The organism is Pseudofrankia coriaricola (assembly GCF_001854805.1).
Taxonomy (GTDB): domain Bacteria; phylum Actinomycetota; class Actinomycetes; order Frankiales; family Frankiaceae; genus Pseudofrankia.
This window is the reverse complement of record NZ_MBLO01000240.1, coordinates 18,463-32,199: the sequence shown is the minus strand read 5'-3', so window position 1 is coordinate 32,199 and position 13,737 is coordinate 18,463. Positions and strand designations below refer to the sequence as shown.

The following is a 13,737-nucleotide window of genomic DNA, read 5'->3' as shown; positions in this document are numbered from 1 at the left end:
CGAGCGCACCGTGTGGGCCACCCCCGCGCCGACCTACGGCCCCGCCCTGCTCGGCGCGCTCCGCGAGGCCGATCGCGGCGGCGACCTCGCCGCCGCGGCGCGGTCGGCGGTCCGCCGCCTGCGCGGCACCGCCACGCCGGCGGCGCCTGGTGGCGCGACCGCCCAACCCGCGGCCGGCCGGGCCCCGGCGCGCGCGACCGCCACCGGATCCGCCGGTTCGGTCGAGGGCACGTCGGTGATCGAGGGCACGTCGGTGGTCGGCGCCACCGACGACGAGGGCGCCATCGTGGTGATCGTCCACTCGAACTCATTCCCGCAGTTCGGCAGCGGCCTGATCGTGGACGAGTACGACCTCGTGCTGTCCAACCGGGCGGGGCGCGGCTTCGGCCGGCCCGGCGCGCCGGACGGACCGGCCCCCGGCCGCCGCCCGCCGACCACCCTGCACGCCTGGGCGCTGGGTGCCGGCGGCGACGGCGACGGGCGACCGACGCTGTTCGGCGCGACCCCCGGCGGCGAGCAGCAGGTCGCCTGGAACGCGCAGGTGATCACCGGCCTGCTCGACCGTATCGATGCCGATGACGCCCACGAGTCGGGCGCCGGGCGGGGGCTGCCGACGGCCGCCGTCCTCGGGCACGCGCTCGACCGGGTGCTCACCACCCGCCGCTGGAGCACGACCGCCACCGGGACGGTGTGGGCCGACGAGACCGCGACCGCGGTCCGGCCGGCGCACGTCGTCGTCGGCCGGGCGGGTGGCGACGCGCTCGTCGGCGCGGCCGACCCGGGCATCGGCGCGACCGCGGTGGGGGTGTGACATGACGAGACCTCCGCGAGGCCAGGGGCCGCTGCGGGTGTCGCTGCTCGGCGCCGGCGGCATCGGGGCGCCGCTGCGCGGCCTACTGGCCGCCGGAGACGTGCGCGGGTGCGCGCTCGCCGCGGTCGTCACCTCCCGGGACGCGCCAGCCGGCGCCGCCGCACTGCTGACCGAAGGCGCCGACGTCGTCGTCGAGGCGGCGGGCGTGGCGGCGCTCGGCGCGTACGGCCCGGCGGTGCTCGCCGCCGGGGTCGACCTGGTGATGTGCAGCCCGGCAGCGCTCGCCGACGACGCCGTGGCCGCGGGCCTGGCCGCGGCCGCCGAGACCGGTGGGAGCCGCTGGCTGGTGCCGGCGGGCGCGGTCGGCGGGCTGGACACGCTGCGCGCCGCGGTCCGCGCGGGCGGCCCGGCGGCCGTCCGGCTCACCACGACCAAGCGCCCCGAGGCGCTCGCCAGCGCGAGCGACGGCGACGGCGACCGGGAGCCCATGGTGGTCTTCGACGGCACCGCTCGGGCCGCGGCGCTGCGCTTCCCAAGGACGGCGAACGTCGCGGTCACGCTCGCGAGCGCCACCTGCGGCCTGGACGACGTGCGGGTGGTGGTCGTCGCGGACCCGGCGGCGACCCGCACCCGTCACGAGATCACCGCTGACACCGCGGTCGGCAGCTACCGGTTCGAGTTCGTCAACGAGACCGTCGCGGGCTCGGGCGGGCGCACGTCGACGCTGACCATGTGGTCGGTCGTCGCCGTCCTCGAGCAGCTGGGCTCGCGGCCGGCCCCCGGCCCGCCCGGTGGCGCCCCGCCGTGGCCGCCGGGGGCCCACGGGCCACGGCCGACGCCCTGGCCGCCGCACCCGACACCGCCCGCGTCCTGAGAGGGAGCGTCGCATGACCATGCAGGCCCACGAACGGTCCCCGGGGGAGCCGCCCGCGACCGGCCAGGTCACCATCCCGCGCCAGCCAACCGGCTGGCCCGCCGAGCCGCCGGTACTGAGCTTCCACGACGTGGACATGGTGTTTCGCGGCGGGGTGCACGCCGTCGACCAGGTAAGCCTGGACGTCGCGCCGGGCGAGCTCGTCTCGATCGTCGGCCCGTCCGGCTGCGGGAAGAGCACGCTGCTGCGGATCGCGTCCGGCCTGCAGGCCCCGACGCACGGCTCCGTCACCGCGCCGGACGACCACATCGCCTACGTCTTCCAGGACCCGACGCTGCTGCCCTGGCGCAACGTGCTCGACAACGTGGCGCTGTGCTCCCAGCTGCGTCGCGAGCCCAAGAGCGAGCGGCTGCGCAAGGCGCAGGCGGCGATCGACATGGTCGGGCTCACCGGATTCGAGAAGCGCTACCCGAACCAGCTGTCCGGCGGCATGCGGATGCGTACGAGCCTCGCCCGCGCCCTCACCCTCGACCCTCGGCTGTTCCTGTTCGACGAGCCCTTCGGCGCGATCGACGAGATCACCCGGGAGCGGCTGAACGGCGAGCTGCTGCGGATCTTCAGCGGGTCGCGGTTCGCCGGCCTGTTCGTGACGCACTCGATCGCCGAGGCGGTGTTCCTGTCGTCCCGCGTGGTGGTGATGTCCGCCCGCCCCGGCCGGATCATCGGCGAGTTCGCGGTCCCGTTCCCCTACCCGCGGACTCCCCGGCTGCGGGCCGAGGCCGAGTTCGCGGCGCTCACCGGACAGATCGGCGAATGCCTGCGAGGAGGAGCCGAATGACCATCACAACCCCCTCGGCCACGACGCCCTCTGCCGCCCAGGCGGCCGCGGTGAGCCCGCGCGCCGAGGCGGCCGCCGGGGCCGCGAGGCCCGCCGTGGGTGAGCCCGCGCTGGCGGGCGGGCAGACGTCCTGGCCGCGCCGCACAGCCGCGACGGCCGGGCCGCCGGTCGCCGTGTTCGCCGCGTTCTGCGGCCTGTGGTATCTCGTCTCCTACGTCGCGCTCACGCCGCGGCGGCGGTTCCTGCTACCGCCGCTGCACGAGGTGATCCGGGTCGGGTTCCTCGACTGGGGCAACTTCTCCGACATTCTGCGCGGCCTGGGCAACACCACCCAGGTGGCGCTGTCCGGGTTCGCGATCGCGTCGGCGGTCGGGTTCACGGTAGCGGTGCTGATGGCGCAGACCCGCTGGGTGGAACGCTCGATCTACCCGTACGCGGTGGCGCTGCAGACGCTGCCGGTGCTCGCGATGACGCCGCTGGTCGGGCTGTGGTTCGGGTTCGGGCTGACCAGCCGGATCCTGATCTGCTCGGTGCTCTCGCTCTTCCCGATCATCACCAACACGCTGTTCGGGCTGCAGTCCGTGGAGCCGTCGCAGCGCGACCTGTTCGCGCTGATGAAGGCCGGCCGGCTCGCCCGGCTGTGGCGCCTGGAGCTGCCCGCGGCGCTGCCAGGGATCCTGACCGGCCTGCGCACCTCCGGCGGCCTGGCCGTGATCGGCGCGATCGTGGCCGACTTCTTCTTCCGCCAGGGCCAGCCGGGCATCGGCCGGCTGCTCGACATCTACCGCAACGCGCTGGAGACCGAGCGCCTCTACGCGGCGATCTTCTGCTCCTCGTTGCTCGGCCTCGCGCTGTTCCTGCTGAACACCGCCGTCACGAAGTACGTGCTGCGCAACTGGCACGCCTCCGCCCAGCGCAAGCCGAGCTAGCTCCCGATCTCCCCGGCGCAGCGCGGCGCCGCACCGCACCGCACCACCGCCTCATTCCCCCGCACTGCTCGGAAACAGGAGAACGATGAGATCACGACGCCTCATACCAGCGGCGGCGGCCACCGCGCTGGCCCTCACCCTGGCGGCCTGTGGCGGGGACGACTCGGACACGGCCGCGGCGCCCGCCGCCGCTGGCTCGCTGTCCGGGATCTGCCCGAGCACGATCGCGATCCAGACCAGCTGGTTCCCGGAGGCAGAGTACGGCGGTATCTACAACCTGATCGGCCCGAACGGAAAGATGGACGCCACCAAGGGCGTCTACTCCGGCCCGCTCGGCGACACTGGCATCACGGTCGAGGTCCGCGCCGGCGGCCCGCTCACGGGCAATGACCAGGTGACGGCGCAGCTGTACAAGGACGACTCGCTGTTCGCCGGCCTGCTGGCGACCGACGAGGCGATCCAGAACTCCGAGAAGCAGCCGACGGTCGCGGTCCTGAGCTACTTCGACAAGGACCCGCAGATCCTCATGTACGACCCGGGCCACTACGACTTCAAGACCATCGCCGACATCGGCAGGACCGACACAAAGGTCCTCTACTTCGAGGGCTCGACCTACATGGACTACCTGGTCGGCTCCGGCCAGCTGAAGTCCAGCCAGGTCGACAGCTCCTACCAGGGCGGCGCGGACCGCTGGGTGAGTGCCGACGGGGCCATCGTCCAGTCCGGCCTGGCCAGCAGCGAGCCGTACAAGTACCAGTTCGACACCAAGAACTGGAACAAGCCGGTGAAGGACCTGCTGGTCTACGACTCGGGTTACGTGAACTACGCGAGCTCCTTCTCGATGCGCCCGGACGTGGCGAAGAAGTACAGCGAGTGCCTGAAGAAGTTCATCCCGATGGTCCAGCAGTCCACCGTCGACTACCTGGCCAACCCCAAGCCGATGACCGACCGCATCGACAAGATGAACGCGGAGATCGGCGAGTTCTGGCAGACCAGCGCCGGCCTCGACGCCTACGCCGTCAAGACCATGGTCGACCGCAAGCTCGTCACGAACGACTCGACGGGCACCCTCGGCCGGTTCGACACGACCCGGGTCCAGAAGATGATCGACATCCTGACGCCGATCTTCGACAAGCAGGGCAAGCCGATCAAGTCCGGCCTCACCCCCGCGGACCTCTTCACCAACGAGTACGTCCAGGCGGGCATCGGCCTCAAGGCGTCCTGAACCCGCACTTTCTGCCCTGACCATCCCGAGGGGTCCCCGCCGATTGGCCGCCGACCACCCGGAGCGCCGAACGTCTCGACGCACGCCGGGTGCCGGCCCGCCAGTCGGTGGGGAAGGAGGCACCGGACCATGACCATCTCGCTCGACGAGCGCGTGCTCGACCGCGCCGCGGAGATCCTCGGCGACATCGAGCACTGCGCGGACCCGATCGCGACCGCCCGGCTGCTGCCCAGGGAGGTCTACACCAGCCAGGAGTTCTGGCAGTTCGAGAAGGAGGCGATCTTCGCCAGGGAGTGGCTGTGCGTCGGCCACGTGGGCGAGGTGCCGGAGCCCGGCAACCACCTGCCGCTCAAGGTCCTGGACGAACCGCTGATCATGGTCCGTGGCGGCGCGAAAATGGCGGAGCCTCGCGCCGCCGCGGACCCCTCAGCCGATATGGTCCGCGGCGCCGCCGGTGACGTCTACGTCCTCTCGGCGATCTGCCAGCACCGCGGCCACGCGATCTTCGACGGGCTGGGCGCGCGGGAGGCGGCCGCCCCGTGCCTGCCCGGCGGCCGGCTCGTCTGCCCGTACCACAACTGGCAGTACGAGCTGGACGGCTCGCTGGTCGCCGCGCCGTCGATGCGCGAGACGGTGCCGCTGGAGCGGCTGCGCGCCGAGATCCGGCTGCCACGGATACGCACCGAGGTCTTCCACGGCCTGGTGTTCGTCACCTTCGACCCGGACGCGGCGCCGCTCGCGCCGACGCTCGCGAAGCTGGACGAGGAGCTGTCCACGTTCGGCCTGGACGAGCTGGTCCCCATGCCGGCCACGCTGCGCGAGGGCCTCACCTGGAACTGGAAGCTGCACCACGACAACGCCCTGGAGCCCTACCACACCGGCTACGTCCACAAGGACGCCCACGACGCGGCGCCGTCCCGGCTCGCCCGGTTCGGCGTGTTCGACCCCGGGGACGGCCAGGTGATGCACCCGACGTACCTGAAGTCCGAGGAGCTCAGCCTCGGCAACGACGGCGAGCGGATGACCACCTTCATCCCGGGACTGACCGACGAGCAGCGCCGCCGGGTGATGTTCGCCTCCGTGCCGCCGCTGCTGTTCGGCATCTTCCAGCCGACCTTCGCGTCGATGTCGTTCCTGCTCCCGACCGGCCCCGGCACGATCGACCTGCGCCGCGTCGACCTGTACCCGAAGGCCGCCGTCGAGCAGCCCGGCTTCGCCGACGCCTACGCGGCCCAGGTCACCCGCAAGGCGGTCGCGATCCACCAGGACGAGGAGACGACGCGGGCGCTGCACCGCGGCTACGCCTCCCGCCATGCGCCACGCGGCCCGCTGTCCTGGCTGGAGTCGACGATCCCGCAGCTCAACCAGTGGCTGCTGGAGCGCTACCTGCGCGTCCTCGACAAGGCACGGCCCGCGGGCGGCGGCCCGGTGGGGGTGGACGCCGGTGCCTGAGCAGGTGTCCCCCGACGTGGCAAGGCTGCTCGAACGGCTCGACGTGCTCGAGTCGAAGCTCGCGGTCGAGGAGCTCATGGCCGCCTACATGGAGGCGGCCGACCTGCCCACCGGCAAGGGCGAGGCCGTCGCCAGGCTGTTCGCCGAGGACGGCAGGTGGGAGAGCGTCGGCCCGCATGGCAACCGCGGCTGGGCCGCCGTCGGCCGCGCGGCGCTCGTACCGAAGTTCGACCGCAACGTCGCGCGGATGCCCTTCGCCGCGCACTTCCTCGCCAAGGGGAAGGTCCAGGTCAGCGGCGACACCGCGCGCGGGCAGTGGACGTACTTCCAGGCCTGCACCTACCGGGACAACACCCCGCTCTGGATCGCCGGCTCCTACGACAACGACTTCACCCGGGTCGACGGGCAGTGGCTGATCGCGCATCTGCGGGTCCGCAACTTCTTCACCACACCGTTCGACAAGGGCTGGGTCGCCGTCGAGCACATGGACACCCCCTGACGGCCGCGCGCCGCCCGGAGATCTCAGGAGAAAGACGACCATGGGTTCCTACCGTCACCAGGTCTTCCGGCAGCTGCGCTACGGCCACCTGCCGGCGTTTCTCGCGCTGCAGCGGGAGAAGAACGAGCTCTACGCGGCGGGCGGGCTGACCCCGTACCGGATGTGGGCTCCCGCGTTCGGCGGGCTGCACCACATGGTCCTGGAGGCCGAGTTCGACTCGATGGCCGACTTCGAGAAGCAGCACCTCGCCGCCAAGGCGATCGGCCGGGTCGGCGAGATCAACGCGGCCCAGCTGGAGCACGTCATCGAGGGCTCCGCCTCCGACGCGCTCGCGCGGATCGCGCTGGAGGCGTGACCCGGCTGCTCGCCGTCACCGGCGGGCGGGCGCTCACGATGGACGACCGGCACCGGGTCCTCGAGAATTGGTGGAGCCCGGAGACTACCCTTCTCCGGGCCCCGAGGGATGGCCATGTTGCGCACGCCAGTCCGTTTTGTTGGCGGCCGGTCAGCATCACACGGGTCGCGCTCTTCCAATTGAGCTAGCGGCGCAGGTGGAGCACCGCGCGGGGCTTGAACCCGCAACCTCGACCTTAATTGTCCGGACGTCGGCCGGCCTGGCGATATGGCCTGTCTTCAGTTGTGGAGCGAGAGACTAAGATTCATTGACGGCTGCCTCTGCCACTGGGCTACCCCGGCAAGCCTGAGCCGGGGAGGGGAATCGAACCCCCGCTGTCACCATCCTTTATGATCTTGAGTATGAGTCTCAGCGTTCGCGCCCGTCGCCGGGCGCGTCCCGCCGCTCCAGGCGGGAGACTGTGGGTTGGTTTACCGCAGGGGGTCGGTTTACCGCGGGCCGGTCTGCTCCAGACCGGTCTCCGGCCCGCCCGCGACCTTATCCACTGACGGGCCGAATGCGGCGCCTATTGGGCAAACAGGTAGTCGAGCACCTGCCGGCCGACGGTCTGGTCGGTCACCTCGAACTGGTTCGCGGCCTCGCGGGCGACCTTCACGGCCTCCGCGAGGGCGACGACCCGGTCAACCAGCTGCTTGCGCCGGTCCGCGGGCAGGGCGCCGGAGAACTTCACCGTCGACCACTCGCCGACCGGCTCATCGACCGTGAACACCTCGGTCTGCGCCGGGTGGTGCTCCGTCGCCTCGTACTTGACGAGCACCTTGGGCACCTTGCGGGAGCGCACGGTCTTCGTCGTCGGCGTGCGGTAGACACCGGCGGCCGGGTCCCAGGCCCAGTCCTCGGCCGGGTCCAGCACCGGCAGCTTGCCGAGAAACGCCTGCAGGTCGGCCAGCTGCTTCTCCAGGAAAAGCAGGTAGGTGACCGGCACATCACGCAGCAGCGTCGCGCCGTCGACGGCGACATCGGCCGTCGCCGTGCGGTTCGCGATGTCCTTGGTGGCGACGACGTCGAACAGCCGGGTCAGAACCGCGGAAAGCTGCGTCAGCACCTCTTCCACGCGCACCTGGACCTTGGTGCCCTCGGCCGGCAGCTGGTCACCGTCCTCGTCGCGCGGCTGGTAGGTCCGGGAGATACCGGCGAGCAGGGCGTCCTTCTGCGTGGAACCCTGCAGATCGGCGAACTCGCGCGCGGCGCGCGCCTTCACGCCCTTCTCGATCGCGATGATCTGGTTCAGCTTGGTCACGGCACCTCCCTGGGCTGACTAAAGCGGCCGATGAACCGGGACGGTTCTCCCAGGCCCGGTGAGCCAGTTGATCTCAGGACTCGCTAACAGTACCGAAACCAGCCGAAATGTCCGAACAGTTTTCCCGGCGCCGGCCGTCGGCAACGCGACACCACGTGACACCACGCGGCCCGTCGGTGCCCGAGACCAAGGCCTCCACCGGGGCGTCGGTCGGACTGTCCGGATCTCGGTAGGTTGGGGCCCGTGCGGCGGCTCGGGGAGCAGGACGGAACGACGGCGCCACAACCGGCGACGGCGGGGATGGAGGGCGCCCGGAAACGGCCGGGGCTGGCCGCCCGCCTGAGCGGGCGCGGCCCCGCGGGCGAGCGGGCGGGCAGTCGGGTGGACACCGGCCGGCGGCGGCTCGCGCAGGTCGCGCTGACGGCGCTGGTCGTGCTCTGCTGGCTGCCGCTGGTCGTGATCCTCACCGCGCGGTCCACCGTGCTCAGCCCGAACTTCTACACCGAGGGCCTGAGCCACGTGCACGCCTACGACCGGGTCTACACCGAGGTCCTGCCCGACCCCGCCGTCGATGACCTGCTCGCCGGCCTTCCGGTCGACCGGACGCTGATCACCGCCAACCTGCGCACGGTGCTGCCGCCGTCGACGGTCGAGGGGATGACCGACGAGCAGATCCGCCGGGTGGTCGCCTACCTGCGCGGCGACGCGGACGACATCACGCTCACCGTCGACATGCGCCCGCTGTTCGCCAACATCTCGGGCCTGGCGAACCGCTATCTCGCCGGCGAGCTCGGCGCCGGCACCACCTACCAGGTGTCGAACGTCTCCGCGTTCACCGACGGCGTGATCGCCACGCTGAACGACGTCGCCGCCGGCCGCCCGCCCACGTCGCTGCCGACGATGAAACTGCGCCCGCAGGACGCCGACCTGGTACTCGGCACGGTGCTCGCCCGGTTCGACCCGGTGACCAGGGCGCAGCTGCAGGAGCCGGCGCGGGCGCTGCTGCTGTCCGGCGACATCGCCGGGGCGCTGGCCCTGCTCGGCCCGCCGCTGTTCCAGGGGGACGACCAGGCGATCCAGCAGTTGCGCGGCAGGCTCGTGGACGGCACCGTCCTCAACCTCGGCGTCTCACTGTCGGACCTGCGCGACCAACCGACGATCCGGGCCATCGACCGGCTGCACGACATCGCCGGGCTGCTGCTCCCGGTCGGCGCCGCGTGCGTGGTGGCGATCTTCGGCGGTCTCGTCGGCGTCGCCGCGGTGGCGACCTCCCGCGGCCGCTCGCCGATGCGGGCGCTGGGCTACGCGGGGCTGGCTGCGGGCGTGGGATCGCTGCTGCTGGGGGTGGCGATGCGGCTGGCCCTGCCGAACCCGTTGACCTCCCTCGACGCCCCCGGTTCGAAGCTGCCCAAGGGCGCCGCCGCCGTGCTGACCGACTTCGGCGCCACCGCCTACCGCGGCATCGAGAGCGACTTCCTGCGCCTGGCCATCTGGATGCTGATACTCGGCGCGGTCCTCGCCGGGCTGTCGCTGCTGGCCGCCGCGGCGGCGCGGCTCGAGCGGCACACCCGGCGGCGCCGGCTGGCAGCCATCGGGGTCGTCGTCATCCCGGCCATCGTCGCCGTCACGTGGGCGGCGTTCCCCGGCGCGGCGGCGGACGCGCGCGTGGTGTGCGAGGGGTCGGCGCGGCTGTGTGACCGGCACTACGACGAGGTCAGCTACGCGGCGAGCCACAACGCCATGGCCAACAGCGAGGACCGTTTCCTCGGCCCGTCGCAGGACCCGTCGATCATTCACCAGCTCGACCTCGGCGTGCGCGGCCTGCTGCTCGACGTCCATCACTGGACGACGCCCGAGGAGGTGAGCAGGGCCCTCGACGCGCTCGACCCCACGACCAGAGCGGCGCTGGAACCGCTGACCCGCGGCGCCGTCTCGGCCCGGCCCGGGTTGTGGCTCTGCCATGACATGTGCCAGCTCGGCGCGCTCGACTTCACCACCGAGCTGCGCGCGATCGGCGACTGGATGGACCGCAATCCCACCGAGGTCGTCACCCTGATCCTGCAGGACCAGGTCCCGGCCAGCGAGATCATCGGCGCGGTCGAGCAGGCCGGGCTCGGGAGCAAGGTGTTCACTCCGCCGGCCGACCCGGGCGGCGAGTGGCCGACGCTGCGGGAGATGATCACCTCCGGGCACCGCCTGGTGGTCTTCACCGAGAGCCAGGACACTCCAGGCAGTTTCCTGCGCTCGTTCTACCGCTACGCCTCGGACACCCCGTTCGACGCGCGCACGCCGGACGACCTCGCCAGCTGCACGGTCAAGCGCGGCTCCGCGGACGCCAAGCTCCTGCTGGTCAACCACTGGCTGACCGCGGCCGCCCCCAGCCGCCGCGCGGCACTGGACGACAACGCGACCGGCATCCTCCTAGCCCGGGCGGGCCTCTGCGAACGCGAACGGGACCGCCGCCCCACCTTCGTCGCCGTCGACTTCGCCAATATCGGCGCCCTCCCCCAGGCCATAGCCACCCTCAACGGCCTGTCCGCAACCAGGTAGCGCCGGGCGCGGGCCGGTGACGGTGACGCGTCGTCCTGAGCCTGACCGCGGACCGCATCCGCGCGATGACGCGCTTCGAGAACGGCGCGCTGCCCTGGTTCGGTCTCCCGCGATCGCTCCCCCGCCGATGGACGGCCGGCGGCTCCAGCCCGATGACCTGAAGATCAACCGCCGACTGACCGCGCCGCAGCCCGGCTGCCGCACCCGGAGCGCCGCCGGCTCATCCGGAGCGTCCACGCCACCCGCACCAGCCGCACCAGCCGCCGGCCGACCCGGACGAGCACGTAGACCATCCCGGCCGCCGGCAACGCGACGAGCACCATGCCTACGGCCCCGGCGAGCGCCGCGACCAGTTCTCCGCCGGCCAGGGCCTGGCTCGCCCGGCCGAACTCGTCGCGCACCGCCAAGGCCGTCCGGGGCAGCACGAAGGGCGCGTAGACCGCCAGCATGACGATGTTCACGGCGATCATCGGCGCGGCGTACAGCGCCCAGGCGGTCACCAGGAGACGGGCCCGCCGGGTCAGCCCGGCCAGCCCCGGGTCCGGCGCCGATCCCACATCCGCCCGGGCACGCCGCCTGGACGGGATCGCGAGCGTCGCCGTCCGCCAGGCCGAGCGCACAGCCGGACCCATACGGTTGAATAGGTCTGGCACCCCGACGAGGTCGCTGACGATGTAGTAGCCGTCCAGCCGGACGAACGGCGCGAGCTGCCGCAGCGCGTCCATGTGGACGAGGACCGCGGCCATCACCAGCACCTCGGCCCGGGTGAGGGCGAACGCGCCGACCACGACCAGCGCGAAGAGCCCGTTGAAGTAGATCCCACCCAGGTCGGTACGCAGCCGCCCCCAGCGGCTCAACCGGTAGGAGTCGGTGACATCGGTGAAGAAGGCCGGCCAGACGAGGTACATGCCGACACCGATCACGCCCGGCCGCGTGCCACCGTAGCGGCAGGCCGCAGCGTGGCCGCACTCATGAACCAGCGCGCAGACGAGCGTGAGGCCGACCAGTACCAGGATCATCGACGGGGTGGCCAGCACCATGGCGGCGCTGTCCCGCACGCTGTGCCGACCGAACAGCCAGACATCGGCGACCACCAGCAGGGCCAGCAGTACGGAGACGACCGCCGGCCGGAAGAACACCGCGAGCACCCCACTGATCCGGTGCACCGCCGGCGCGGGCAGCAGGACGCGCCGGGCGGTGAGCGCGAGCAGGGCCTTCGCCCGCGGCGTCGGCGTCACACCGGTCGGGGCGGCGATCAGACCGAGCGGCATGAGCCGGTGGGTCAGCAGGTATGCGACGTCGGCGCCGCTCACCGCGCGGGCGCAGCGCCGCCCGGCATGGTCGGCGATCGCGGTGACATCGCGGGTACCGTCCGCGGCCTCGATGATCCGCGCGAGCAGCTCGGTGAGCGTCGCGACCTGACCGTCGGCACGGCGCGCCAGAAAGACGGGACGCGCGAGGCCCGACCCGGCGAACAAGCCGAGCAGCGCCAGTCCGTCGGCCCGGCGGGGCCGGACGGGGGCCTCGGGGGCCTCGGGGGCCAGAGTCTGCGCGGGCCACGCGGGCTCGATCATCGCGCATCCTCTCCCCTGGCTCCCGTTCGGCACTTCCCCTCGGCGCCACATCGATCATGGGAAATATCCGCTATCCACCGAACAGCTTCCGCAAGAAGTCCATCCATCCACCACCGCCCGCATACGGGTCATCCGTGTGGCCGTCACCGACGGGAGAGTCATTCATATTCTTGTCGTCGGCAGGCGGGTCCGTGTGCCCCTCGTTGACAGGAGCGTCATCCACGTGCCCATCGTTGACAGGAGCGTCATCCACGTGCCCATCGCCGGAGTCGTGCCCGACGCCGAGACTGTCGAGGTCCGACTTCTGGACTATGAAGTTGATACTCGGCATCAGCGTGATCAGGACCGGCATGAAGCCGCCCGTGACTTCCGGCGCCGAGGTGGTGTTGACAATCGAGTTGTTCGACGAGGGAGAGCCGATCGGGAAGTTGCTCGACGTGGGAGAGCCGACCGGGACGCTGGCCGGGGCAAGCTCCCTCCCACCGATCCCGATCGCGGCGAGGGTGGTTCGATCGGGAAGCAGCTCCGCCCGCTCCTCGGACAGTTCCACTCGCTCGTCCCATTGCTTCGCGCCGGCCTCACTCATTTTCCGTCTCCCGGTCCGGTGCCTCCACGACTACTTTCAGCGAGAGGCTAGCCGCGCCGGGAAGCGGCTCAAAACATTTTCGCGGGCGTGTCGCCGCCGCCAGAAAAGATGTCAGGCCCGTTCGATCCGCGCCCAGGGCACGAAGAATCCGGCCGGCCGGCGGACGGACTCGGCCGGCGTGGCCCACGGCTCGGGGAGCCCTCGAAGAATGTCGGAAAACGCGGCCGACGGCAGCCGGGAAAGCGGCTCGGACGGGCGGACCGACGGACGCCCGCGCCCGCGGCGGTTTCCGCCCGCCCGGCGGTCACCACTGGTTTATGAAGGTATCGCCGCTGACGATGGACTCGGTGAACGGACCAGCGTTGCCGACCGTCTGCACAAACGAACTGTACCCGGAAACGACGTTGTTGCTGCCCGGCGAGTTGACCGGGGCGTTGTTCCCGGTGCCATCGGACCGACCGTTGTCGAGCGCCGCCAGCGTCATGCGTTCAGGTAGCAGCTCGGCGCGCTCCGCCGCCAGGTCGGCGATATCCATTCCCGGGCGAGGTGTTCCCATCGGATCCATTCCCACGCCATCCCGCATGGCTCGCTCCCGTTTCGGTCTTCCGGCTCGGCGCCCGCCATGACGTATCTTGGGGCACATTGCCGGTGGTTTGCGACGGCTTGACGCGCGAACACCGCCCAGCGGCGCGGGCGCCATGGCCAAAGTAGGGTCAGTGCCAGGCCGGGTGTTCATCACCCGCT

At 71.7% G+C, this 13,737-nt stretch carries 13 protein-coding genes; 9 read left to right on the top strand and 4 right to left on the bottom strand.

Annotation, left to right across the window (positions count from 1 at the left end):
* From BCD48_RS49935 to BCD48_RS32795, 8 genes are all read left to right on the top strand, one after another.
* Nucleotides 1-811 (top strand): gamma-glutamyltransferase (locus BCD48_RS49935; RefSeq protein WP_198543489.1); only part of this gene is annotated, 811 nt, incomplete at its 5' end.
* Nucleotide 812: 1 nt separating this feature from the next.
* Nucleotides 813-1,685 carry an aspartate dehydrogenase domain-containing protein gene (locus BCD48_RS32825; RefSeq protein ID WP_116271740.1) on the top strand — a complete coding sequence of 291 codons (873 nt, stop codon included), beginning with the start codon at nucleotides 813-815 and terminating at the stop codon, nucleotides 1,683-1,685.
* A 13-nt stretch (nucleotides 1,686-1,698) separates the two neighbouring features.
* A complete protein-coding gene (locus BCD48_RS32820; RefSeq protein ID WP_312622714.1) occupies nucleotides 1,699-2,523 on the top strand; it encodes an ATP-binding cassette domain-containing protein in 825 nt (274 codons plus the stop codon).
* Nucleotides 2,520-3,452, top strand: a complete 933-nt coding sequence (locus BCD48_RS32815) for an ABC transporter permease (RefSeq protein ID WP_071052269.1) — start codon at nucleotides 2,520-2,522, stop codon at nucleotides 3,450-3,452. Before BCD48_RS32820 ends, BCD48_RS32815 begins: the two co-directional genes overlap by 4 nt.
* An 85-nt stretch (nucleotides 3,453-3,537) precedes the next feature.
* On the top strand, nucleotides 3,538-4,677 hold the full coding sequence (locus tag BCD48_RS32810) for a substrate-binding domain-containing protein (protein WP_071052268.1): 1,140 nt from the start codon (nucleotides 3,538-3,540) through the stop codon (nucleotides 4,675-4,677).
* A 129-nt stretch (nucleotides 4,678-4,806) separates the two neighbouring features.
* Nucleotides 4,807-6,129, top strand: a complete 1,323-nt coding sequence (locus tag BCD48_RS32805; RefSeq protein ID WP_071052267.1) for an aromatic ring-hydroxylating oxygenase subunit alpha — start codon at nucleotides 4,807-4,809, stop codon at nucleotides 6,127-6,129.
* The gene (locus BCD48_RS32800; RefSeq protein ID WP_071052266.1) at nucleotides 6,122-6,628 is read left to right on the top strand and encodes a nuclear transport factor 2 family protein; all 507 of its coding nucleotides are present in this window, start codon (nucleotides 6,122-6,124) and stop codon (nucleotides 6,626-6,628) included. Before BCD48_RS32805 ends, BCD48_RS32800 begins: the two co-directional genes overlap by 8 nt.
* A gap of 40 nt (nucleotides 6,629-6,668) precedes the next feature.
* Complete coding sequence (locus BCD48_RS32795; protein ID WP_071052265.1) at nucleotides 6,669-6,983, top strand: hypothetical protein; 315 nt, start codon at nucleotides 6,669-6,671, stop codon at nucleotides 6,981-6,983.
* A 565-nt stretch (nucleotides 6,984-7,548) separates the two neighbouring features.
* Here BCD48_RS32795 and BCD48_RS32785 read toward each other — a convergent pair.
* The gene (locus BCD48_RS32785; protein WP_071052263.1) at nucleotides 7,549-8,283 is read right to left on the bottom strand and encodes a DUF7873 family protein; all 735 of its coding nucleotides are present in this window, start codon (nucleotides 8,281-8,283) and stop codon (nucleotides 7,549-7,551) included.
* Nucleotides 8,284-8,526: 243 nt separating this feature from the next.
* Between BCD48_RS32785 and BCD48_RS32780 the strand changes: the two genes are divergently transcribed.
* On the top strand, nucleotides 8,527-10,833 hold the full coding sequence (locus tag BCD48_RS32780; RefSeq protein ID WP_491677188.1) for a phosphoinositide-specific phospholipase C-related protein: 2,307 nt from the start codon (nucleotides 8,527-8,529) through the stop codon (nucleotides 10,831-10,833).
* Nucleotides 10,834-10,997: 164 nt separating this feature from the next.
* Here BCD48_RS32780 and BCD48_RS32775 read toward each other — a convergent pair whose 3' ends face one another.
* The 3 genes from BCD48_RS32775 to BCD48_RS32765 form a co-directional block, all read right to left on the bottom strand.
* Nucleotides 10,998-12,407: a zinc metalloprotease gene (locus BCD48_RS32775; protein WP_071052262.1), complete on the bottom strand. Its 1,410-nt coding sequence runs from the start codon at nucleotides 12,405-12,407 to the stop codon at nucleotides 10,998-11,000.
* A 70-nt stretch (nucleotides 12,408-12,477) separates the two neighbouring features.
* Nucleotides 12,478-12,993: a hypothetical protein gene (locus BCD48_RS32770; RefSeq protein WP_083419555.1), complete on the bottom strand. Its 516-nt coding sequence runs from the start codon at nucleotides 12,991-12,993 to the stop codon at nucleotides 12,478-12,480.
* A gap of 304 nt (nucleotides 12,994-13,297) precedes the next feature.
* Nucleotides 13,298-13,576 (bottom strand): hypothetical protein, encoded by a 279-nt coding sequence (locus tag BCD48_RS32765; protein ID WP_083419554.1) that lies wholly within the window; start codon nucleotides 13,574-13,576, stop codon nucleotides 13,298-13,300.
* Nucleotides 13,577-13,737: the final 161 nt, after the last annotated feature.

Coding starts and splice junctions, on each gene's coding strand:
- BCD48_RS32820 (WP_312622714.1), top strand. CDS start 1,699: ATGACCATGCAGGCCCACGAACGGTCCCCGGGGGAGCCGCCCGCGACC.
- BCD48_RS32810 (WP_071052268.1), top strand. CDS start 3,538: ATGAGATCACGACGCCTCATACCAGCGGCGGCGGCCACCGCGCTGGCC.
- BCD48_RS32775 (WP_071052262.1), bottom strand. CDS start 12,407: ATGATCGAGCCCGCGTGGCCCGCGCAGACTCTGGCCCCCGAGGCCCCC.
- BCD48_RS32770 (WP_083419555.1), bottom strand. CDS start 12,993: ATGAGTGAGGCCGGCGCGAAGCAATGGGACGAGCGAGTGGAACTGTCC.
- BCD48_RS32765 (WP_083419554.1), bottom strand. CDS start 13,576: ATGCGGGATGGCGTGGGAATGGATCCGATGGGAACACCTCGCCCGGGA.
- BCD48_RS32815 (WP_071052269.1), top strand. CDS start 2,520: ATGACCATCACAACCCCCTCGGCCACGACGCCCTCTGCCGCCCAGGCG.
- BCD48_RS32805 (WP_071052267.1), top strand. CDS start 4,807: ATGACCATCTCGCTCGACGAGCGCGTGCTCGACCGCGCCGCGGAGATC.
- BCD48_RS32795 (WP_071052265.1), top strand. CDS start 6,669: ATGGGTTCCTACCGTCACCAGGTCTTCCGGCAGCTGCGCTACGGCCAC.
- BCD48_RS32825 (WP_116271740.1), top strand. CDS start 813: ATGACGAGACCTCCGCGAGGCCAGGGGCCGCTGCGGGTGTCGCTGCTC.